Here is a 21343-nt window from a genome sequence, read left to right on the forward strand (position 1 = left end):
TGCCACAGATTCTGTGTACACCCTAAGACAGGGTGGGAGCGAGCCTGCTCGCGAAGGGGCCGGCCCGATCAACCATCAAACCGGCGGCAACCGCCACTCAATCGGCGTCTCGCCATTCTGCTCAAGAAACTTGTTGGTCCGGCCGAAGTGCCCGCATCCCAGAAAGCCACGATAAGCCGACAGCGGCGACGGATGCACCGAGGTCAGCACCAGGTGCTTGGTCGCATCGATCAACTTCTGCTTGCTCTGCGCATGAGCGCCCCACAGCATGAACACCAGATGCGGCTGCCGCTCGCTGACCAGTTCGATGATCCGGTCAGTGAAAAACTGCCAGCCCTTGTCCTTGTGCGCATTGGCGTTGGCGCGCTCCACGGTCATGGTGGTGTTGAGCATCAACACGCCCTGATCCGCCCAGCTTTGCAAGTAACCGTGGCTGGGGATGTCGATGTTCAGGTCGCGCTTCAACTCTTTATAGATGTTGACCAGCGAGGGCGGCGCTGGCACGCCCGGTTGCACCGAGAAACACAAACCGTGGGCCTGGCCCGGGCCGTGATAGGGATCCTGGCCGAGGATCACCACCTTCACTTTATCCAGCGGCGTGGAGTTCAGCGCATTGAAAATCAGCGGGCGTGGCGGATAGATTTCCTTGCCGGCCGCCTGCTCCTGCTGCAGAAAGTTGCGCAACTCTGCCATGTAAGGCTGGTCGAATTCAGCACGCAGTGCCTCCTTCCAGCTCGGTTCGAGTTTGATACGGTCGTCAGCAGTCATGGTCATACCCGGCAAAAACAATGGGGCGAACCCTAGGAAAGCCGGCCACGCTTGTCAATTGATCTGACGCAGATCCGGCACTTTCCCACGCAGCGATCATACTGATCGTTCAAATTTCCGATCGAGGTCACGATGAATCTGCACTTCGAAGAACTCTGCGGCACCGCCGGCGCCCGCATCGGTATCGCCAGCCTGGATGCTGAAAAATCGCTCAACGCGCTGTCGCTGCCGATGATCAACGCCCTTAGCGACAAACTGAACGCCTGGGCCAAAGACCCGCAAATCGTCTGCGTGCTGTTGCGCGGCAACGGCGCCAAAGCCTTCTGCGCTGGCGGTGAAGTGCGCAGCCTGGTGGAAGCCTGTCGCGCGCATCCCGGCGAAGTCCCACCGCTGGCAGCACAGTTTTTTGCGGCCGAATACCGATTGGATTACAGCCTGCACACCTATCCGAAACCACTGATCTGCTGGGGCCACGGTTATGTGCTGGGCGGCGGTATGGGTTTGTTGCAAGGCGCCAGTACGCGGATCGTCACGCCGAGCAGCCGTCTGGCGATGCCGGAAATCAGCATTGGGCTGTATCCGGATGTCGGCGCCAGTTGGTTCCTGGCACGGTTGCCGGGCAAGCTCGGTCTGTTCCTCGGATTGACCGGCGCGCACATGAACGGCCGTGACGCGATCGATCTCGATCTGGCCGACCGCTTTCTGCTCGACGAGCAACAACCGGAGCTGATTGAAGGCCTGCTGCAACTCAACTGGCAGGAACAGACCGCCATGCAACTCAACAGCCTGCTCAAGGCCTTGCAGCAGGAAGCTGCGGCGCAAATGCCCGAGGCGCAGTGGCTGCCGCGTCGTCAGCAGATCGACGAACTGCTCGACGTCAGCGACGTGACCTGCGCCTGGAAAGCCATCAGCCTGCAGCGCGACAGCAGCGATCCGCTCATCGCCCGGGCAGCAAAAACGCTTAGCGAAGGCTCGCCGCTGACCGCCCATCTGGTCTGGGAACAGATTATCCGCGCACGGCACCTGTCGCTGGCTGAAGTCTTCCAGATGGAATACACCCTGAGCCTCAATTGCTGCCGGCATCCGGAGTTCAGCGAAGGGGTTCGGGCGCGGTTGATCGATAAGGATCAGAAACCGCACTGGCATTGGCCGGACATCAGCAGCGTGCCGGATGCGGTGGTTGAGGCGCACTTTCACAAGGTGTGGGAGGGGCGGCATCCGTTGGCGGATTTGACGGCTTACTGACTAAATCGCAGGCACAAAAAAGCGGCGCATCATGCGCCGCTTTTGTTGGCGGGTCAGTTACCAGCGATTGCCACGTCCGTTGTGGTCGCGCCGACCGCTGTGGCGGTCGTAATTGCCGCGACCGCGGTGGTCGTTGTCCCAACCGCCGCGACGGTGGCCGTCCCAGCGACCCCGATCATTACCGTGCCAGCGACGGCTCTCGTAGTACCGCGGGGCCGGTTGATAATAGCGCGGCGCCGACTGGTAATAACGTGGTTGCTGATAGTAACGCGGCGCTGGCTGGTAGTAGCGCGGGGCCGAGTAATACGTGCCGCCAGTGTTGTAGTACGCCGGTGCGGGTGATGTGTAGACCTCAGACCTGTAATAAGTGTCCGCGTACGAATACGGGGCACAACCGGTGACGGAAAACATCAACGCAGCAAGCAGAAGAATTCGTCGATACATGGCGGCCTCCTGGACCGCGGGTAGCCACACCAGCGACGCTGGCAGGCGTCAGTCTTTTATTCGGTGACTGACGAAAGATCAGACATCGATTTCCGAATCTGGTGCGATTCCGCAACAAGTTGAAACAAGTGATTATTAAACGCCACTATCCCCTTCAGGAGTGAATTTCCTCGCGATAGCGATTCACCGGCCAAATCGACATTGACTGACCTGCTGCATTCGCGAGTAAGCTCGCTCCCACAAGGCCCTGCGCAATTTGCACGACTACAGGAACGAACATTCGCGCCGCCCATGGAGCAGTTATTTCCGCACAGTGCCACTAGAATGCTGCCATCGGGCCATTATCAACGGAACTGCCATGCCGCTTCGTTCTCCGCTGTACTCCCAACGTTCGTTGGTACTGACGCTGATCGCCCTGCTCGGCGCTGGCTTCCTCGCCACCTCGCTGCTGAGCTACTACGCCTCGCGCGCCTCGATCCGCGACAACATCGTCAACACCGAGTTGCCGCTGACTTCCGACACCGTCTATTCGGAAATCCAGAAAGACCTTGTCAGACCTATCCTGATTTCCTCGATGATGTCCCGCGACACCTTCATGCGCGATTGGGTGGTGAACGGTGAGCAAAACCCCGAGCAGATGACCCGTTATCTCAATGAGGTCATGACCCACTACGGCGCCTACACCGCGTTTTTCGTCTCCAATACCACCCTCACTTACTACCACGCCAAAGGTGTGCTCAAGCAGGTCAGCGTCGATGAGCCGCGCGACGCCTGGTACTTTCGCGTGAGGGACATGGAAGATCCGTACGAGATCAATGTCGACCCGGATCTGGCCAACAAGGACAACCTGACGTTCTTCATCAATTACAAGGTCTACGACTACCACAACCGCTTCATTGGCGCAGCCGGCGTCGGTCTGACCGTGGACGCGGTGATCAAACTGATCGACAAGTATCAACAGCGCTATCAACGCAGCGTTTACTTCGTCGACACCTTCGGCCGACTGGTACTGACCGGTGCCGAAGGCGGGCCTGAAGGCGCGCATATCGGGCAAAGCCTCGCTGAAGTCGACAGCATGAAAAGCCTGGTCAGCCTGTTACCCAAACCCCACAGCGGCAGCTACGAGTATTCGACCCATGGCCAGGGGCACTTCCTCAACGTGCGGTTTATTCCGGAACTCAACTGGTACCTGTTTGTTGGTAAACGCGAGGATGGCGCGCTGATTGAAATCCGCCAGTCGCTCTATCTCAATCTGCTGATCTGTCTGCTGGTAACGTTGATCGTGTTGGCGCTGCTCAATCGCGTGATCAAACGGTTTCAATCGAAGATCCAGGCCCAAGCCACCCTCGACAGCCTTACCGAACTGCCGAACCGCCGCGGTTTCGACCTGCTTGCCGCTCAGGCATTGCACGAAGCGCAGCGTGAAACCAAACCGCTGACGGCGCTGCTACTGGATCTCGATCACTTCAAGGTGTTGAACGACACTTATGGTCACATGGCCGGCGATCAAGTGTTGATCGGGTTTGCGCGGGATCTGCAAAGTTGCCTGCGCCATGCCGACATCGTTTGCCGCTGGGGCGGCGAGGAGTTCATCGTTTTGCTCAAGGACACCGACGGCGACACCGGCCAGAAAATTGCCGAGAAGATTCGCCAGCACATCGAACAACAGGAATATGCCTACAACGGCCATGCCCTAAATCTGACGGTGAGCATCGGCGCCACCACCCTGCAGCGCGATGACACCTTGCACAGTCTGCTGTCGCGGGCCGATCATGCGATGTACCGGGCCAAACAAACCGGCCGCAACCGCACCTGCGTGGAAACGCCTCACTCGACCTATGCCTGAATCTGACGTTAAACCCGACCTCTGCCCGGCCTGCGGCGCCCGCAACGATTGCAGCCTGGCTGACCCGCGCACCGCCGACCGCGCCTGCTGGTGCTACGGCGTGAGCATTGATCCGGCGGTGCTCCAAGCCTTGCCGCCAGCACTGCGCGACAAATCCTGCCTGTGCCCGCGATGCGCGCAGGTCGAGGCGCAACTGCAAGCGGCCGGTCAGCCGATCCCGTAAGATGCGTGCCCCTTGATCCGTTGAAACCTGAACATGCGCGTCGACCGCTTCCTCAGCAATCTGCCCCGCTACAACCGTAAGCAGGTTCGCCTGTTGCTGGTGGAAAAGCGCGTGCGCGTTGACGGAAAAGTCGTCAGTGACCCGCACAGTGAAGTTCTTGAATTCAGCCGTGTCGAAGTCGATGACGAAGTGTTGCAACTCGGCAAACCGGCGCGCTACTTCATGCTGCACAAGCCACCGGGCTGCGTCAGCGCCACTCGCGATCCGCAACATCCGACCGTGCTCGACCTGATCAACGAACCGGACAAGGACGAACTGCACATCGCCGGGCGCCTGGACTTCAACACCACCGGGCTGATGCTGATCACCAACGACGGCGCCTGGTCGCGGCGCCTGACCCAGCCGCAAACCAAATTGCCAAAGGTCTATTACGTCGAGACCGAGCAGGAAATCGGCGCGCAATATGCGAGCACGTTTGCCGAAGGCATCTACTTCGCCTTCGAAGACCTCACCACGCAACCTGCGCAGCTGGAGCTACTCGGACCACGCTCGGCACGCCTGAGCATCGTCGAGGGCCGCTACCATCAGGTGAAGCGCATGTTTGGCTTTTTCAACAACAAAGTGCTGCGCCTGCACCGCGAATCCATGGGCCCGCTGCGGCTCGATGACGCGCTAAAACCGGGCGAGTATCGCGCTTTGCGCACTGAAGAGATTCATTTGTTCTAAGCACCCGACCGCTCAGCAGAAGTTGTCGAACAATTTACCTGCGGCACTTGCGCGATCCTGCTCCCCCTGCTTGAATCAGGACGTCGGCCGAAATGTGACCGATGAGTCACACCATACCTCTAAGAAACTTTTTGCCGGTCGTCAGCCCTAAGGGCTGCGCCTCAGCCGGCAGACTGCCCGCCAATAACAATACCCGTCGACCGTAGTCATGGATCGACATGGGCCAAGCAAATTCCAGGCGTATGCCTACCTGTCACAAAGCTCGTGCAATGTCTATTTGCGCGCATACCCGCTTGCTTGCCAGGAGTCTTATGACATGAGGCCAGAAATCGCTGTGCTGGATATACAGGGTCAGTATCGGGTTTACACGGAGTTCTATCGCGCAGACGCCGCAGAAAAAACCATCATTCTGGTCAACGGCTCGATGGCCACGACTGCGTCGTTTGCACAAACCGTGAAAAATCTGCACCCGCAATTCAACGTGGTCTGCTACGACCAGCCCTACGCGGGCCGGTCAAAAGCCCACAACCGTCACGAGAAACATCTGACAAAGGACGTTGAAGGGCAAATTCTGCTGGAGCTGATCGACCACTTCGCCGCCGAACACGTCCTGTCGTTCTCCTGGGGCGGCGCCGCGACACTGGTTGCCCTTGCTAACCAGCCAAGACGCATCGAAAAAGCGGTGATCAGCTCGTTTTCGCCGGTGATCAACGCGCACATGCTTGATTACCTCGAGCGCGGCGTCGATTACCTCGGCCAGCGTGACGGTGATCGAGTCGGGCATCTGGTCAACAGCACTATCGGCAAACACCTGCCGTCATTGTTCAAACGCTTCAACTATCGCCACGTCAGCAGCCTGGCCGAGCACGAATACGGGCAGATGCACTTTCACATCAGCGACGTGCTGCACAGCGATCGTCAGTGCTATTTAAACGCGGCGAAGAAGATCAACGTGCCGGTACTGTTTCTCAACGGTGAATGGGACGAATACACCGCCGCCGAAGATGCGCGTCTGTTCGGCAACCACGTGGCACAGAGTACCTTTACCACCGTGCAAGCCACCGGGCATTTTCTCGACATGGAGCACAAGGCTGCGTGCCGGGACAGCCAGAACGCCTTGCTGGGCTTTTTGAAACCGGCACCGCAGGCCAGCCGAACGCGGTACTCGTTTGTTCAGGATCACCATGCACTGGCCATTTGAAAGAGCGTCATCGCGAGCGAGCCTGCAGGGCTAACCGTTTTTTTAAGCCCCCCGCAGTGCTCGCTCGCGATTGACCGATTCAGCGCTGTAATGCCTTGCGCAAAAAAGAAAAACTTCAAATTCCCCGCCGAGTCTGGTACAAAGTCAGCCGCTCTGAGCGGGTATAGTTTAATGGTAGAACAGTAGCTTCCCAAGCTTCCGACGAGGGTTCGATTCCCTCTACCCGCTCCACTAAAATTTTGTCTCACGTTGTTTTTTGACGGGGGATGCAGAACAGAAAAAACCGGCCTTGATGGCCGGTTTTTTTGTGCCCGAGAAAAGGTTACATCTGACATCTGAAACAACGCAAAAGCCTGCAACACACTCTCCATGCCTTCGTCGCCTCCCTATCTAGACTGCTTCAAACCACTGAGCGGATTAGCCGCGGATGACCGCTCGGTGAATACATTGTTGCCCCCAGATCACCGGTAGGTATAGTACCCACCAAAGACACCACAAGGAGGTGTTGTGAATAGCCGTTTTTTAATCGGTCAGCTCGTCGCAGACGGTTGGTATTTAGTGAGGATCAGAGGCAGTCACCACCACTTCAAGCATCCGACCAAGCCTGGACTGGTCACGGTGCCACATCCGACGAAAGATCTGCTGAAGAGAACGGCCATCAGTATTTTGAAGCAGGCGCTGCTTTGACTGGCTCAGTCAGTAACCATGGAGATCAACAAATATGCTCTATCCGATCGCGATTTCAATAGGCGATGAAGAACACGCCTGGGGCGTAGAGGTGCCGGATATTCCCGGCTGTTTTTCGGCTGGCGACGATCTGGATGATGCCGTCGCCATGGCTCGCGAAGCCATCGAGGGGCATTTCGAGATTCTGGCCGAGGACGGCGCGCCCATTCCGGCTGCCAGTAAACTGGGGCTGCATGTGGCCAATCCGAAATACGCCGGATGTGCGTGGGCAGTGGTGGATATTAATGTCGTGAAGTATTTGGGAAAAGCCCAGAAACTCAACATCACGCTGCCTGGGCATTTGCTCAACCGTATTGATGAGTATGTCCTGCATCACCCGGAGGAGAAGAGTCGTTCAGGGTTTCTGGCTTCGGCTGCCTTGAAGGTGTTGCAGCAGGGCTGAGACGGTGATCGAGGCCGCCATTGGCGGCGTCGTGAATTTACAATGAAATCGTGCGCCAACATTACAGTTCTCCAACACTCAATCGGTTCTCACCTTGCGTCCGCGCCGCTAGCATTTCCCCATCGACCACCACCCTCCCCCTGCGCGGCCATCGACGAATACGCGTCATCACTTTCGAGGGAACCCCATCGCGGCCACTTTGCCGCTGACGACCGAACTCAAAAGAGCACTCCCAATGACTCAAAACATCTACGACGATCCCGAATTCTTTCAGGGCTACAGCCAGATGAACCGCTCCATCGGTGGCCTCGATGCCGCGCCGGAATGGCCTGCGCTCAAGGCGTTGCTGCCCTCCATGCATGGTTTGCACGTGGTGGATCTGGGCTGCGGCTATGGCTGGTTCAGCCGCTGGGCCAGCGAGCACGGCGCGGCCAACGTGCTGGGGCTGGACGTTTCGGAGAAGATGCTGGAACGCGCACGCGAAACCACTTCGGCGACGAACATCCGTTACGAGCGCGCCGACCTGGAACAACTCGACTTGCCCGCGTGCAGTTTCGACCTGGCCTACAGCTCGCTGGCGTTGCATTACATCAAGGATCTGCCAGGACTGTTTGCTCACCTCTACGCAGCGCTGAAGCCGAGTTCGCATTTTGTGTTTTCCATCGAACATCCGATCTTCATGGCACCGCGCAATCCCGGCTGGCTGATCGACAGCGAAGGTCGCAAGCGCTGGCCGCTGGACAGTTATCAGATTGAGGGGGAGCGAGTGACCAATTGGCTGGCCGACGGTGTGATCAAGCAGCACCGTACTGTCGGTACGTTGCTCAATTCACTGATTGGCGCTGGATTTACTATTCGTCATGTCAACGAGTGGGGGCCAAGCGATGAAGAAGTGGCGGCGCAACCAGCGCTGGCTGAAGAGCGGGAGCGGCCGATGATGATGCTGGTGGCGGTACAGCGCTGAGTTCAACCCCTTCAACCACAGTTCGCAGGTTTAGGGGGATAATGCGCGAGCGAATCAAACGCCCGCACTCCATCAGATAGCAGATTATCCGGCGCGCGCCCAGGCGTTGCGCCGAGGCCGCACCTCATCATTCAAGGAAGCAAAATGCAAATCACCCAGGGACAACGGCTACCACTGTCAAACATTCTTCAGGGGCAATCACTCACACTCGCGGTACAGATTCAGTCCAGCGACGTCATCGATTTCGTGTGCTTCGGCGTCGATGCGCAAGGCAAACTTTCCGATGATCGATACATGGTCTTTTTCAATCAGCCGACCACGCCGTGCTTCAGCGTAAAAATCGAAGATCAGGGCCGTTTCCAGATCAACCTTGCGCAGTTGCCTGCGTCGATTGACCGTTTGGTGTTCACGGCCTCCATCGACGGCGCCGGGGCGATGAGTACAATCGGTGCCAGTCAGTTCACCGTGTCCAATCCGGCCGGCCAGTCTGTCGCCCAGTGTTCGTTCTCCGGTGCAACCTTCAGCGCCGAGAAAGCCATCATGGTCGCCGAACTGTATCGCAAGAACGGCGAGTGGCGCCTGCTCTCGAACCTGCAAGGTTACGCACAAGGCCTGGATGCACTGGTGAATCACTTCGGCGGCGAAGTCGCGGAAAGTCCTGCGTCGACCCCAGCCCCTGCAAAAATCTCTCTAGAAAAAAAGATCGCAGCGGCCGCACCGCACCTCGTCAGCCTGGCCAAGAAAGCACAGATCAGTCTGGAAAAAGCAAATCTCACCGAAACCAAAGCCCGCGTGGTGCTGGTGCTCGATGCATCCGGTTCGATGAACCATCAATACGCCAAGGGCCGGGTGCAGGAAGTCGTTGACCGACTCCTGCCGCTGGCGGTGTCGTTCGATGAGGACGGCGAGCTCGATTGCTGGGCGTTTGGCGCCAAGCCTTTACGCCTCTCGCCGGTGACGCTGAGCAACCACAAGGGATTCATCGACAACGACAGTCGTGGCTGGCGAAACTGGGAACTCGGCAGCCGAATCAACGATGAGCCCAAGGTCATCGAAAAGGTTCTGCAGCAATTTCAGCTGACCGATGACGGTACGCCGATGTACGTCCTGTTCATCAGTGACGGCGGTGTGTCTGAAAGCCGCAAGATCACTCGACTGATGGTCGAAGCCGCCAGTTTGCCGATCTTTTGGCAATTCGTCGGTCTCGGCGGAAATGGCTACGGAATTCTCGAGAAGCTCGATACGCTGCCAGGGCGCGTGGTCGACAACTGCGGCTTCTTCGCCCTGGATGATCTGCACGACATCAGCGAGGAACAGCTCTACGACCTGTTGATGGCCGAGTTTCCTGTCTGGCTGAAAGATGCCAAGGCCAAGGGCATTGTTCGCTGACAACAACCCGCGAATCCCGCGCATGGCATTGCGCCTGCGCGGGGTCACTTTTCAGTCAGGATCAGACATCTGCAATGTTGCAATCTCGGCAACGAGTTAATCCGCCTGTTGAACCGCCCCCCTGACGACTCCTTGCATTCTTGTTGGCTGAAGTCAGTGCCGCCATGCCATCAGGTTCGCCCAGCGATGTAGTCATCGATGGAGGAGAACTGACGATGCCGACACATCCACCCTGAGACAAAGACGAACGCGGTAGTCGCAGCCACGGCCCACCCGCGCTTGCGCCGAGCGTCGCGTTTTTTGCTGGCGTTGCTGGCGAACAACAGCAACATCATCAGGCAGTAGAACGTCATCAAGGCCATTTTTGCGAACAGCGCGAGCAGGAAGTACAACGACACACCGTTGCTGCGGTAAGTCTGCACAATCACCTGTACGGCCATGAGCGACGCCAGAGCAACCGCGAAAATCGCTGAATAGCGCGTGGGGATCTCCAACCAGGCACTGCAGACAAAATAGGTGCCGATGCCCAAGATCGGCGTGAGGCTGGTCCACAGCGCGTCGGTGTAATCCTGATAGATCGTCATCGCCCCCCGGTGGTGCAGCCAGACGCAGATCAGCAGCAGAACCGCCATGACAAACAAAGCGATCTTCAGATTCAGCACCACTTGGTGATCATCCGCCGCACTGCGCACGGGCGCTGATGGATTGGCCACTGCCGAGGAGTGTGCCGGCACTGCACTGGTTTGAGCACTGCCTGAAACAGAGGGAACGGGCGATTTGTTCTCTGTATTGGCAGCAGGCTTCGCAGGTGACGATAGCTGTTGAGTCAGCTCGCCGAGCCTTTGTGACAGGGATGCAGACAAGCATTGGCCGGTCGTGCAGTTATCGCGCAGACGCAACCAGTCGCGCTGCGCTTGGCGGACATCATTCGGGTTCGCGTCACTTTCCAGTACACGAACATATTGGGCGCTCAACTGTTCATCCAGCAGACCGAGAGCGCCTTCCGCGCAGATCGTGTTTTCAGCGAAACTGACGGCTTTGGAACAATCGAAACTCGCTGCCGGTGCCGGGTTACCGCATAGCGCCAGCAGCAAACCAAAGAGGCTTGAGCCGAGATGCAAGCGTGACATGGTCGAAGTCCTTTCTTATGAGTGCTAAATCCATGCGCCAGACTAGGCACTTGGCAACTGGATGAAGGTCGAGCCATCCCATTTGTACTGTTCGGTGCTCTCAACGCTCGGGCAGCAATTGGCATCTTCAGGACCAACGGAAAGCACTTTCAAAGCCAGTTTTTTTGAATCCACTACCTGTACGTTCTGCACGCCCGAACCTACGACGATTGCGCCGCGATAGTTCCAGCCCTTGTTATCGGCATAGAACGTGGCCAAGGACTGGAAATAGCTGTTACTACCCCCTTGACCTTCGATGGTGTAAAGCACGATCGCGTCTTTTACACCGTCGTCATTGAGGTCCTCGAAAACTACCTTGCGACCTTCTTTGAATTCATCGCCGCCGTCCTTTGCCAACTCCTCGGCAATCATTCGGTCTACAGCGCCGTCGAGTGCTGCAACTGGCACTTCATCAGTTGTAGCGGCGGGTGCAGCGGATGCCGACGGGACAGGGGTTTGAGGTGCTGCGGGCGCAACTTCCTTAACGAGCGGAACGGCTGCTGCAGGCGACATGGACGCTGTCGATTCAGCACGAACTTGAGCACGGATTTTTTCCAACACAACAGACCTCAGTTCCTGCATGTCGGAGATGTTGAAGAGTTGATTTCGCGTATCGCCGAACGGCTGTGCTTCGCCGAGGAAAAAGCGTGCGAAGAAGCCTGGGCGCTTGCTTTCCTGTTGCTCGATCAGACCATCAATCACCTCATTGGCAGTGCTGGCAAAGCGTTCGTAATTGGCTTTGCCAACGGCTGTGATCAGCGTGTCTTTCTCGCGATCGACATTGCTGCGGGCCAATTCAAGCATGATGATGTTGGTATCGACCAATTTGCTTTCACATTCATTCGTGTAATTGCCCATACACGCCATCCGGTATTCCTCCACGGCATTATTGGCCTGGAATTCGTTATAGGCGCCACAGCCCGCCAACGTTGCCAACACACCCACTACCCACGCTCCACGAAACATTCCCTTCTCCCTCTCCATTTTTTGCTTTTAGACGCAGCCACTGTTTGAACGACAGGCAAGAAAAAGCCCCCTCTCGAGGGGGCTTTCTCAACCCTTTCGGGTTAGCCGATGCTCACACCGTGGGCCTCAGCCAGAGGCTTCAAGCCGCCAGCGAAACCCTGGCCGATCGCCTTGAACTTGAACTCTTCACCGCTACGGTACAGCTCACCGAAAATCATTGCAGTTTCGGTGGAAGCGTCTTCGCTCAGGTCATAGCGGGCCAATTCTTTGCCGTCAGCCTTGTTCATCACACGGATGTAGGCATTCGACACCTGACCGAAGCTTTGCTTGCGGGCGTCGGCGTCGTGGATGGTTACCGAGAAAACCAGCTTCTTTACAGCGGCAGCCAGACCGTTGAGTTTGACGGTGACTTGCTCATCATCACCTTCGCCCGCGCCCGAGCGGTTGTCGCCCATGTGCTCTACCGAACCATCGGCTGACGTTTTGTTGTTGTAGAAAATGAAACTGTTGTCGTCTAGCACTTTGCCGTTTTCACCAACGATGAAAATCGAAGCATCCAGGTCGAATTCGGTGCCGTCGGTGACACGCGGATCCCAACCCAGGCCCACGATCACTTCGGACAGGCCCGGAGCTTCTTTGGACAGCGAAACGTTGCCACCTTTGGACAGACTTACAGCCATGTTCACATTCCTTTTGTTGGGGGTTGGTTAAAAATTCATGCCGTAGTTGTTTGCCAGAGCGCGCAGGCCACCGGTGTAACCCTGACCCACGGCGCGGAACTTCCACTCGCCGTTGTTGCGATAAAGCTCAGCAAACACCATCGCCGTTTCGGTCGAGGCGTCTTCAGCCAAGTCGTAGCGAACCACTTCTGCACTGGTCATGTCATTGACGACGCGGATGAAGGAACCACCCACCTGACCAAAGCTCTGCTTGCGCGATTCAGCGTCATGGATAGTGACGATAAAGACAACCTTGTCCACGTCAGCCGGGATACGACTCAGATCAACTTTGATCACTTCGTCGTCGCCGTCGCCGGCACCGGTGCGGTTGTCGCCAGCGTGCTCAACCGAGCCATCCAGACTTTTCAGCTGGTTGTAGAAAATGAAGTCGGCTTCGCTGCGCACCTTACCGTTCGCACCCAGCAGAAGAGCGCTCGCGTCCAGATCAAACTCTGCGCCGTCAGTTGCACGCGGATCCCAGCCCAGACCAACCAGAATCTTGCTCAGGCTCGGATCGGTTTTGGTCAGGGACAGGTTTGCACCCTTTTGAAGAGTCAGTGCCATGGGTATTACTCCTTGTGGTGAAGACGTTTACTCATTGATTTTCAGGCAGCGCTTCTTCCTTTGCGGGGAAGATCAGACTAGCGACGACGCCAATGGCCAAGACAACCATCACGATCAGCAAACTGGTGTTTGCATCGATGGTGTAGCCGTGATGAAACATGTGATCCGTTGCATTCAAGCCCAGCTTGACCGCAATGAAGAACAGCAATGCGATAACCGATTTTTCCAGATGGACTAGATAGCGTTTAAGCGCTTCAAGTACGAAGTACATGGTTCGCAGGCCGAGAATGGCGAAGAGCATGGCCGAGTAAACGATCAGCGGCTCGCGGCTCACAGCGATAACGGCTGGAACAGAGTCGAAAGCGAAGAGGATGTCGGACACTTCCGCCACCACCAGGCACAGGAACAATGGTGTGGCGAAAAGTGTGCCCTTCGCCGCCAGTGTCATGCCTTGGTTCTCTGGCTTCTGGAGTTCCACTTCCAGTTGCTTGCGGGACACGAAGAAGTTGTGGCCATACAACTTTGGCCATACCGGGAAGAGCTTCTGCGCAAAGCGATAAGCCATGTGCTTGGAGTAATCTTCCTCTTCTTCATCATCACCGCCACTGCGCAGCATCATGACGGCAGTCCAGGCGACGATCACGGCGAAAACGACCTCGACCCACGGGCCGAAAGCCAACAGACCCGTACCGATAGCAACGAAGATCCCACGGAACACGATCGCGCCAATGATGCCCCAGTACAGCACCCGGTGACGCATGCCATCAGGCACTTTGAACCAGGCGAAAATGGCCATGAACACGAAAAGGTTGTCGACGCTGAGAACTTTTTCCAGCGCATAACCGGTGACGAACAGCGTCGCGACATCCGGCCCGTGCTGAACATACAAAAAGCCTGCAAACGCCAGCGAGATCGCAATCCAGAAAATCGACCAGATCGAGGCTTTAGCCAGCGAAATGGGCTTGTCGCCACGGTGGGTAACCATGTCGAGCAGCAGCGCTCCCAGTGCGATCCCGACGAAGACCGCCATGGTCAACGGGGGGAATCCTATTTGACTGTCCAAGGTACCGCTCCTTAAAGTTCGAAATCAGCCGGATTCAAACCCAGCTCAATGCAAATCAGACGGCAAGCCGCTTTTTCTTTGTCGTCAAAGTTGCCATCCGAAGCGCCGATGGCGCAGGCAACGCGGACCAGCAAGCGGCCAGCACCAGCATCGTTCTTGATTTTGCCGATGGTTTTCAGCGCTTCCGCTTGACCGATCTGGAAGTCGAATTCGAACTTTTCGCAGTGACCGTTGAAGGATTTGATGACGTCGGCCATGTTGAAAACCTTCAATTCCGACGAGTTATTGATAAAACCGGCCATTTTGGTTTTCTCGGCGGAGGAGATCTCACCGTCTGCAGCGGCAACCACTGCGCATGCTGCTGTTGTGGCATCCATGAATTTCTGGTTTTTGAACTTGCTGACCTCAGTGGTCAGTTTGTCTCGTGCCGATGCAGCGTTTTCTTTAAGCCATGCAAGCATTTTGAGGTCCTCTAAGAGGGCGGGGCACAAGCCCCGCCAAGGTAACTATTTCGAGCCGGCGCGCCAGTTCATGCCCCAGCCGTAAGCTTTGTCCACTGCCGAGTGCCCGCGGTGGAAATCCACCCGCCGGGAAACCTTGACGGCGCCGTTGACGTTTTCGAGCATCGCAATGGCGCACATACCATCGCGCCCGCCCTCTTCGTTGAGGCGCACTTCGATTTCCGGCTGGTTCGGGATGTAGATGGTCACTACACCATCCGTCTCTCGCCAGTTCGGAGCACCTTCGTAAATAAACGCGAAGATCAGGATGCGGCGCACTTCAGCCCACTTGGCGCCATTGATGTGCAGCCATTCGCCACCGGCAACGGAGCCGGTACGATCGTCACCCATCAGTTGGATGTAAGGCTCCTGATTCAAGCTGCCGAAGCAGTTGCCGAGGGCTTGTACAACCCCCTTCTCACCATCCTGCAATTCGTAAAGGCAACCCACGTCCAGGTCGATCGAACTGCTGCTTTTGAAAAAACCGCCGGAACCGCGTTTGTTCCAGTTCAGGTTCACCTTGATTTCACCGAAGCCGGCTGCAGTCTTCTCCAGACTGATCGAGCTGCGTGTCTTGTCGAGGGTGACCTTGCTCAAGCTGATCGAAGACTTCGGCGCCGCAGGTGCAGGAACTGGAACGGGCGCTGGAGCCGGTGTTGGCGCAGCTGCCGGGGCAGCGATATCAACCCCGAAATGGCGGGCCAGCGGCTCAAGTCCACCGTTGAATCCCTGCCCGACACAACGGAATTTCCACTCGCCCTGGCGACGATAAAACTCGCCCAGGATCAGCGCGGTTTCCTTCATGCCACTGGTCGGGATCTGCGCTTCAATGCCACTGGACACCACCACTGACAGCTGCGAAACACGCTCGAAACTGGCTTTGTTTTCGTGGATCGTGGCGGTCAGTGCGACCTTTTCCACGGCCGGTTCAAGTCGGCTCAGATCCACTGTGAACACTGCACGACCGGCCGAGGAGTCGGAAAGGGTAACCGCCCCGCCCAACACACTCGGTTGACCGTAGAAGCACATATCACCATCGCCGCGAACCTTCGCCGTGGTTCCCAGAACGAAGGCCGAGACATCAATGTCGGCACCAGGAATCGGCGAATAATTGATATCGATACGAAGTGGGCCACTAGTAACTGGCGCATTGCCGCCCGGTGCAAGGGACGCCATTAGCGCAGCGCCTGAACGGCCAGGTTCACCAGATCATCCGCAGTGCGGCCATTGGTGGTTTCGCCGATAGCGGTGAACTTCCAGCCATCGTTTTCACGGGACAGGCTGGCCATCACGATGCCGGTGTGGGCGCCGCGCTCGGACAGATTGAAGCGTGCCAGTTCGTTCTTGTTACCGGCATTGATAATGCGGCAGTAGGCATTTTCAACTTTTTCAAAGTTCTGTCCGGTAAAGCTGTTCACCGTGAACACCAGATGCTGAACAACCGCCGGCAGACGCTGCAGATCAACGTGGATGGTTTCGTCGTCACCACTGCCTTCGCCGGTGCGGTTGTCGCCGGAGTGCTGGATCGAACCGTCCTGAGATTTCAGTTGGCGGAACCAGACCAGGTCGACAGGTTGCAGGCTGCCGTCGAGCAGGATGCAAGAAGCATCCAGGTCGATTTCACCGCCACTGCCCATCAGTTTGCCCAGAAACCCGGCCTTTACCGGGTCCCAACCCAAGCCGAGGCTGACGCTGGACAATGCAGTGCCGGCGGTTTTCTCCAGGGAAATAGACTGTTTTTTGCTCAGGGTAAGTGCCATCGTTACGCTCCTTGTTGGTCATCGGTATTCATGTGGCGCTCGGAAGTCGGCGCCGCATGTGGGTCGGCTTGCGCAGCGCGCACGCCCGGGTTTCTTCCATTGGTTATGCGCAGACGTCCACGACGCCATGCCGGATGAAAATGCCGCCAGTGGGGTTCTTCAGCGGCCGCAAGCAACTCATGATCGCCGCGGGTATCGCCCCAGGCCTTGATCCGGAACTGTTGCAACCCCCCATAAACCGCCTCCAGCCTCATGACTTTGTCCGCGCATCGGCAGTTGGCTCCGGTGATGTGCCCGGTCAAAACGCCGTCCACCACTTCGAGTTCAGTACCGATCAACTTGACGCCCAGACGCTCAGCGAAAGGCTGCAATACCAACGCAGGTGAAGCGGAACACAGCGTCACTACGGCGCCGGAGCTGATTTCGGCTTCGATCGCCAACAGTCCTGAGGGACGCATCAATCGCGGCCAGACCTGCGCGCAATAACTCGCGGCTTGCTGTTGTAGCCACTCAAGTTTCACACCGGTCAGAAACGTTCGGATCAATTGCGCCTTGAGCTCGTCACGGTTCATTCGCCGGACGACGAATCGCAGGCTGGGCAACGCCAGGCGGAGCAGGCGCCGATTAAAATTGCGCGTGCCGAACGCAAACTTCAAAAACGGCACGAAACTGTCGTGCCGGGTCAGCGTGCCGTCGAAGTCGAACACCGCAAGGACTGGCCGTTGCTGCACGGTTGAATTGTCTAACTGCTCTCTCATCCTGCAGCCTCGGCGAGACGAATCGAGACTTCACCGACGCCGGCCTCCGCGTGGCGGACCCCGTGCCACTGCGCGCGCTCAAGAATCCGCGTGGCCCACTTGTAGTGGGTGGCGGGCTCACACATTGCGTCGTTGTGCCGGAATACGGCAGGGGCGACGTCACTCACAATCAGCTTGGCGCTGTTGAAGTCCTCAAGGCTGACGCGCAACGTGTCCTGGATGATCTCGATCTGACTGGGGTGAATGGCGGTTTTGCCGACCAGTCCGTGGGCGATATCGAACTCCAGTTCTTCCTTCAGCAATTGCGGCGACGCCAGTTGTTCGAACACCGGCGCCGTCAACGCAAAGCCTTGCGATCCCATGACACCCGCCAACATCGGAATGACATATCCCATTGGTGTGCTGTAAAGCGTGGTGGCCGGGTTACGACGAAGGCCGAGGCTGCCCATCAAGTCGTTGCCACCAATACGCAGCGCGATGATTCTCTGGTCGAGGCTAGCCTTGAGCGCTTGCCCCAACTCGACCATGGCACCTGGATTGAAGACGTCACTGGTTTCCAGCGTCGGCATCAGGAACAGCGCAGGATTGGTCACTGCCAATTCCCAGGCACGCAGATTGGCAAGGGTCAGTTTCGGGATGACGAATCCATCGACATGCGCCATCAACGGCCAGTCGTTGAGTACGGCGGCCATCTGCGAGTCGCGCGGGCGCACGAACAACAAAGGGCCACCCTCGGGGCGCCCACCCCGTTGTTCGATAACCGTCAGCAAGCCATGCAGGTTGGCCAGTGCTGTCTCGATATCGATGTCCGCGACCGCATCCTCCAGGCACACCACCAACGAACGAAGCTCCGGCAGTTTGCTTCGGAACACCACATCAAGCAGATCCGCGCGGGTGGCGGGCATGTAGAGCGTGGCCCCTAGGGCATAAGGAGAAAGGTTTTTCATCAGCCCAGACTCCGAATGATCGTCACCGCACGGTAAGGGCCCAACTGCGCACCGACCTCTTCGACCGGCACGCCGGCTGCTTCCGTAAGATGCATTAGCAATTGCACATCGCTGTCTCTACGGTCGCGGATCAGCACATGGTGCGGGACACGGCGCAAAACCGCGCGGGTAGCCTCGGCGATGCCCGGCTTGACCCGATTTAAATTGGTCACGTCAAAACGTGCCGCCAGCGATTCAACAACGTGGGTGGCCGCGCCTTGGAGTTCAAGGCGCTGCTCAGCAGTCCACGGCGTGGCTTTGGCAACCACACCCAAAGTTTTGCGTCGGGCTTCGATCTGCTCGATGAACGCCTGTGTCACGTCGTGCTCGCGCAAGTGGTCATAGACAACGCAGCCATGCAGTCCGCCGTTTTCAGGCCAGATCGAACGAGAAACGAGACCGGAAACAGTGGCACCGAGTATCCCGGATGGAATGACCCAATCCTCTGACGAAGCCGCCATCCAGGCTCGACCGCAAGGGTCCGCCAGCACGACCAACCGAGGAGATTTCGGGAAGCGCGCATCAGCGCCAAGACTGCGCTGAATTTCGCCGCAGATCGCGCCCTTGCCGGTCCAGCCATCGACAAAAACGATGTTCTCGGCTCCGTGGGTCTGGATGATTGCTTCGAGAGCAACCGTATCAATGCCACGATCACGGACGATGCTGATGCCGTAATGGAAAACTTCGCGCCCCCTCTCAATCAGCGCACGACGCAACAGCACACCCAGCGGGAGCCCGGCGCGCACGAACGACACCAGCACAATCGAAGAGCCGGTACAGGCCTCATTCACACCCAGCGCCAGCGCTTGCACATCCGCCGCCATGCGCGCGCCGTTCTGCGTCAGGACACGCTCGTAAAGTGCCTTGTGGATATCGCTCGGCGCGGTTTCCAGACTGATCATTTCGGAATAGTGCTTCTGCTTCGTTTGAATCAGGCGCTCTTTTTCCTCGACGTCCGTCACGTCCATCTGCACGGCTTGCAGCAGAAAATGAACGTCATCCGGCGCATAGCTCGCGCTGCCCACCGTGGTCAGGTTGGAGATTGCATCACTCATGAATCGAAGCCCATGCGCGCTTGGCCAATTGGCTGCGCGTCGGGGTCGCCCACAGGTGGCACTCCTCCATGAAAGCCAGATCAGTGATGCTGTCACCGAATCCCAGCACAGGGCGCTCACCGTTGATTTCGCGATCACGGCGCAACCACTCTTGAACCGCTACCTGCTTGGATAACCCCTGCGGCAGGAACGCCAGATTGTTGCTATTGGCATGAACATGCATGCCTTCCAGCAGTCCCTGGGCCTGCACTTCAGCCAGCACCGCGTCAAGAACTTCGTCATTGGTTTCGTTGTGCTTGGTCACCACGTAGTGGCGCAACTCCTGCTCTTCGACCACCCAACCGCGCAGGGAAATACCCATTTGTTTGCCAATGGCGAGCGTGGCTTCACTCAACTCCGGCAGGCGGCTCTGATAGGCTGCCAAGACGTCGCTCATGCGCGCCTGCCAGGCCTCATCGAGCGTGCCGTCGGCACCGAGGATCACACCGCCATGGGAACAGATGGCGCCATGCCGGAATGGCAGCTTGACCCGGCTGAACGCTTCGACACTGCGTGCCGTGACCGCAACTACATCGGTCGTCGCCAGCAGCCACTCAACCATCGATTTCTGCACCGAGCTCATGTAGCCGTTGGGCTGACCTTCGACATCAAGTGTCGCAGGGTGGCGTGGCGAACCTTCTTTCATTTTGCGGGCGGTTTGAAACAACGTGTCGTCGAGATCAACCAGAGTCAGTGGGCGGTTACTTGGCATCGACGATCACCTGCGCATTCAAGGTTTTCAGCAAATCGGCAGAAACCGCCTGCTGTGGGGTTTCCGAACAGATCAGTACCCGGTCGAACTGACCCGGGCGCACGTTGTAGAGGAAGTTGGGAATGCCCAGGCCGTAGTTGTCGGCAAACGACAAGGCGTGCTCGATTGCATGACCCAGCGCAATGGGCGACCTGCTGGTCGAACTGAAATGGACATCGGCGCCGGCACGCTCCAGACGTTCGGCCAGCAGGAACGGTCGCCAGACAAACTCGCTGGTGCCCACCACCAGAATCCGCTCGCCGGGTTGCACATGAAAATCGGCTGCTAACGTATCCGCGACAGCACGTACGCCGAGCCGTCCCCAGTCGTTGTCCGCATTCACCGGCCAGTCACCAGCGGCGACGGTGCCTACCGCTGGCATGTCGGGCAATGGCGCATCAGTGTCTTCAGAAAAATGATACGAGCCCTGCAACAGAGACACCTGATGCACGCATTCACCCAGCGCATCACGCACCGCGCCGCCGGACCAATCCGTTAGTACACAGGTAACGACTCGTTCGACTTTATCCAGACCGGCATCGACCAGCGCTCGATGAAGATTGATGAACGTCTTTCCCGTCGAAGCTTCGTCATCCACCAGCACCAGCGAACGGGCGTTGAGCATCTGCTCACGCACTTGAGAATCGACAGGCAAGTGAATCAAATGCGCACTGGCGTGACTGTGCTCTTCTTCGAAACGGGTGAACAATTCAGTGCCCGTAGGATGACGGGTGCTGACCATGTAGACCGTATCGGAGCGAGTGGCGCTATACGCGCGGTGAACGCCAGCACCAAGACCGACAGCAGTCTCGGCCATGCCGATGACCAGGACCGGGCCGGGCAGATCCGCCGGAATTTCTGCCGCCAGACGTTCAAAACTTGCAGCCATCGTCGACGGACGAACTGGAATATGTCGCCCGAGTACTTTGGACACGAACAGGAATGCCCGCTTCGGATTGCGACGTTCGGCAAAGCCAAACAATGAGTCGGGGGCAATGACAGCATCATCAACAATGACGTCCAGGCGCCCACGCATCAGTCGTGCGCTCAGCGTTTTGGTTGCTGTACCAGATTCCAT

General features: G+C 57.6%; 24 protein-coding genes and 1 tRNA gene. 10 read left to right on the top strand and 15 right to left on the bottom strand.

The window, feature by feature from the left end:
• Positions 1–75: 75 nt before the first annotated feature.
• On the bottom strand, positions 76–768 hold the full coding sequence (gene ung, locus JJD74_RS20580) for a uracil-DNA glycosylase (protein ID WP_042561972.1): 693 nt from the start codon (positions 766–768) through the stop codon (positions 76–78).
• 132 nt (positions 769–900) lie between these two features.
• Here ung and JJD74_RS20585 point away from each other — a divergent pair, with 132 nt between their 5' ends.
• Positions 901–2013 carry an enoyl-CoA hydratase/isomerase family protein gene (locus JJD74_RS20585; protein ID WP_200616673.1) on the top strand — a complete coding sequence of 371 codons (1113 nt, stop codon included), beginning with the start codon at positions 901–903 and terminating at the stop codon, positions 2011–2013.
• Between the two features lie 57 nt (positions 2014–2070).
• Here JJD74_RS20585 and JJD74_RS20590 read toward each other — a convergent pair whose 3' ends face one another.
• On the bottom strand, positions 2071–2457 hold the full coding sequence (locus tag JJD74_RS20590) for a hypothetical protein (RefSeq protein ID WP_042558053.1): 387 nt from the start codon (positions 2455–2457) through the stop codon (positions 2071–2073).
• Between the two features lie 358 nt (positions 2458–2815).
• Between JJD74_RS20590 and JJD74_RS20595 the strand changes: the two genes are divergently transcribed.
• The 9 genes from JJD74_RS20595 (at position 2816) to JJD74_RS20635 (ending at position 9935) form a co-directional block, all read left to right on the top strand.
• Positions 2816–4303, top strand: coding sequence for a sensor domain-containing diguanylate cyclase (locus tag JJD74_RS20595; RefSeq protein ID WP_200616674.1), 1488 nt, complete (start codon positions 2816–2818; stop codon positions 4301–4303).
• Positions 4296–4526 (top strand): cysteine-rich CWC family protein, encoded by a 231-nt coding sequence (locus tag JJD74_RS20600; RefSeq protein ID WP_042558051.1) that lies wholly within the window; start codon positions 4296–4298, stop codon positions 4524–4526. Before JJD74_RS20595 ends, JJD74_RS20600 begins: the two co-directional genes overlap by 8 nt.
• Before the next feature lie 33 nt (positions 4527–4559).
• Positions 4560–5252, top strand: coding sequence for a pseudouridine synthase (locus JJD74_RS20605; RefSeq protein WP_200616675.1), 693 nt, complete (start codon positions 4560–4562; stop codon positions 5250–5252).
• 316 nt (positions 5253–5568) lie between these two features.
• Positions 5569–6453 (top strand): alpha/beta fold hydrolase, encoded by an 885-nt coding sequence (locus JJD74_RS20610; protein WP_047300062.1) that lies wholly within the window; start codon positions 5569–5571, stop codon positions 6451–6453.
• A gap of 157 nt (positions 6454–6610) precedes the next feature.
• Positions 6611–6684 (top strand) — tRNA-Gly (locus tag JJD74_RS20615).
• Positions 6685–6960: 276 nt separating this feature from the next.
• On the top strand, positions 6961–7140 hold the full coding sequence (locus JJD74_RS20620) for a type II toxin-antitoxin system HicA family toxin (RefSeq protein ID WP_042558048.1): 180 nt from the start codon (positions 6961–6963) through the stop codon (positions 7138–7140).
• A 34-nt stretch (positions 7141–7174) separates the two neighbouring features.
• Complete coding sequence (locus JJD74_RS20625) at positions 7175–7582, top strand: type II toxin-antitoxin system HicB family antitoxin (RefSeq protein ID WP_042558047.1); 408 nt, start codon at positions 7175–7177, stop codon at positions 7580–7582.
• 235 nt (positions 7583–7817) lie between these two features.
• Positions 7818–8546 (top strand): class I SAM-dependent methyltransferase, encoded by a 729-nt coding sequence (locus tag JJD74_RS20630; protein WP_200616676.1) that lies wholly within the window; start codon positions 7818–7820, stop codon positions 8544–8546.
• Positions 8547–8690: 144 nt separating this feature from the next.
• Positions 8691–9935: a VWA domain-containing protein gene (locus JJD74_RS20635; protein ID WP_200616677.1), complete on the top strand. Its 1245-nt coding sequence runs from the start codon at positions 8691–8693 to the stop codon at positions 9933–9935.
• 170 nt (positions 9936–10105) lie between these two features.
• On the opposite strand, the gene JJD74_RS20640 is transcribed toward JJD74_RS20635, so the two are convergent.
• The 13 genes from JJD74_RS20640 to JJD74_RS20700 form a co-directional block, all read right to left on the bottom strand.
• On the bottom strand, positions 10106–11065 hold the full coding sequence (locus JJD74_RS20640) for a lysozyme inhibitor LprI family protein (RefSeq protein ID WP_200616678.1): 960 nt from the start codon (positions 11063–11065) through the stop codon (positions 10106–10108).
• Between the two features lie 42 nt (positions 11066–11107).
• Positions 11108–12049: a hypothetical protein gene (locus JJD74_RS20645; protein WP_200616679.1), complete on the bottom strand. Its 942-nt coding sequence runs from the start codon at positions 12047–12049 to the stop codon at positions 11108–11110.
• A gap of 122 nt (positions 12050–12171) precedes the next feature.
• Positions 12172–12750, bottom strand: coding sequence for a TerD family protein (locus JJD74_RS20650; RefSeq protein WP_200616680.1), 579 nt, complete (start codon positions 12748–12750; stop codon positions 12172–12174).
• A 27-nt stretch (positions 12751–12777) separates the two neighbouring features.
• Positions 12778–13353 carry a TerD family protein gene (locus JJD74_RS20655; RefSeq protein WP_200616681.1) on the bottom strand — a complete coding sequence of 192 codons (576 nt, stop codon included), beginning with the start codon at positions 13351–13353 and terminating at the stop codon, positions 12778–12780.
• Positions 13354–13384: 31 nt separating this feature from the next.
• On the bottom strand, positions 13385–14383 hold the full coding sequence (locus JJD74_RS20660) for a TerC/Alx family metal homeostasis membrane protein (protein WP_200616702.1): 999 nt from the start codon (positions 14381–14383) through the stop codon (positions 13385–13387).
• A gap of 44 nt (positions 14384–14427) precedes the next feature.
• Entirely contained in the window at positions 14428–14877 is a 450-nt protein-coding gene (locus JJD74_RS20665; RefSeq protein ID WP_200616682.1) for a tellurite resistance TerB family protein, read from the bottom strand.
• A gap of 45 nt (positions 14878–14922) precedes the next feature.
• Complete coding sequence (locus tag JJD74_RS20670) at positions 14923–16092, bottom strand: TerD family protein (RefSeq protein WP_200616683.1); 1170 nt, start codon at positions 16090–16092, stop codon at positions 14923–14925.
• Positions 16092–16676 (bottom strand): TerD family protein, encoded by a 585-nt coding sequence (locus tag JJD74_RS20675; protein ID WP_200616684.1) that lies wholly within the window; start codon positions 16674–16676, stop codon positions 16092–16094. Before JJD74_RS20675 ends, JJD74_RS20670 begins: the two co-directional genes overlap by 1 nt.
• A gap of 2 nt (positions 16677–16678) precedes the next feature.
• Positions 16679–17434, bottom strand: a complete 756-nt coding sequence (locus JJD74_RS20680; RefSeq protein ID WP_200616685.1) for an HAD family hydrolase — start codon at positions 17432–17434, stop codon at positions 16679–16681.
• Positions 17431–18381, bottom strand: coding sequence for an HpcH/HpaI aldolase/citrate lyase family protein (locus JJD74_RS20685; RefSeq protein ID WP_200616686.1), 951 nt, complete (start codon positions 18379–18381; stop codon positions 17431–17433). The genes JJD74_RS20680 and JJD74_RS20685 overlap by 4 nt, the downstream gene beginning before the upstream one ends.
• The gene (locus JJD74_RS20690; protein WP_200616687.1) at positions 18381–19475 is read right to left on the bottom strand and encodes a cysteine protease StiP family protein; all 1095 of its coding nucleotides are present in this window, start codon (positions 19473–19475) and stop codon (positions 18381–18383) included. The genes JJD74_RS20685 and JJD74_RS20690 overlap by 1 nt, the downstream gene beginning before the upstream one ends.
• The gene (locus JJD74_RS20695; RefSeq protein ID WP_200616688.1) at positions 19468–20226 is read right to left on the bottom strand and encodes a trehalose phosphatase; all 759 of its coding nucleotides are present in this window, start codon (positions 20224–20226) and stop codon (positions 19468–19470) included. Before JJD74_RS20695 ends, JJD74_RS20690 begins: the two co-directional genes overlap by 8 nt.
• Positions 20216–21343 (bottom strand): phosphoribosyltransferase domain-containing protein, encoded by a 1128-nt coding sequence (locus JJD74_RS20700; protein WP_200616689.1) that lies wholly within the window; start codon positions 21341–21343, stop codon positions 20216–20218. Before JJD74_RS20700 ends, JJD74_RS20695 begins: the two co-directional genes overlap by 11 nt.

Source organism: Pseudomonas sp. MF6776 (assembly GCF_016613125.1).
Taxonomy (GTDB): Bacteria; Pseudomonadota; Gammaproteobacteria; order Pseudomonadales; family Pseudomonadaceae; genus Aquipseudomonas; species Aquipseudomonas iridis.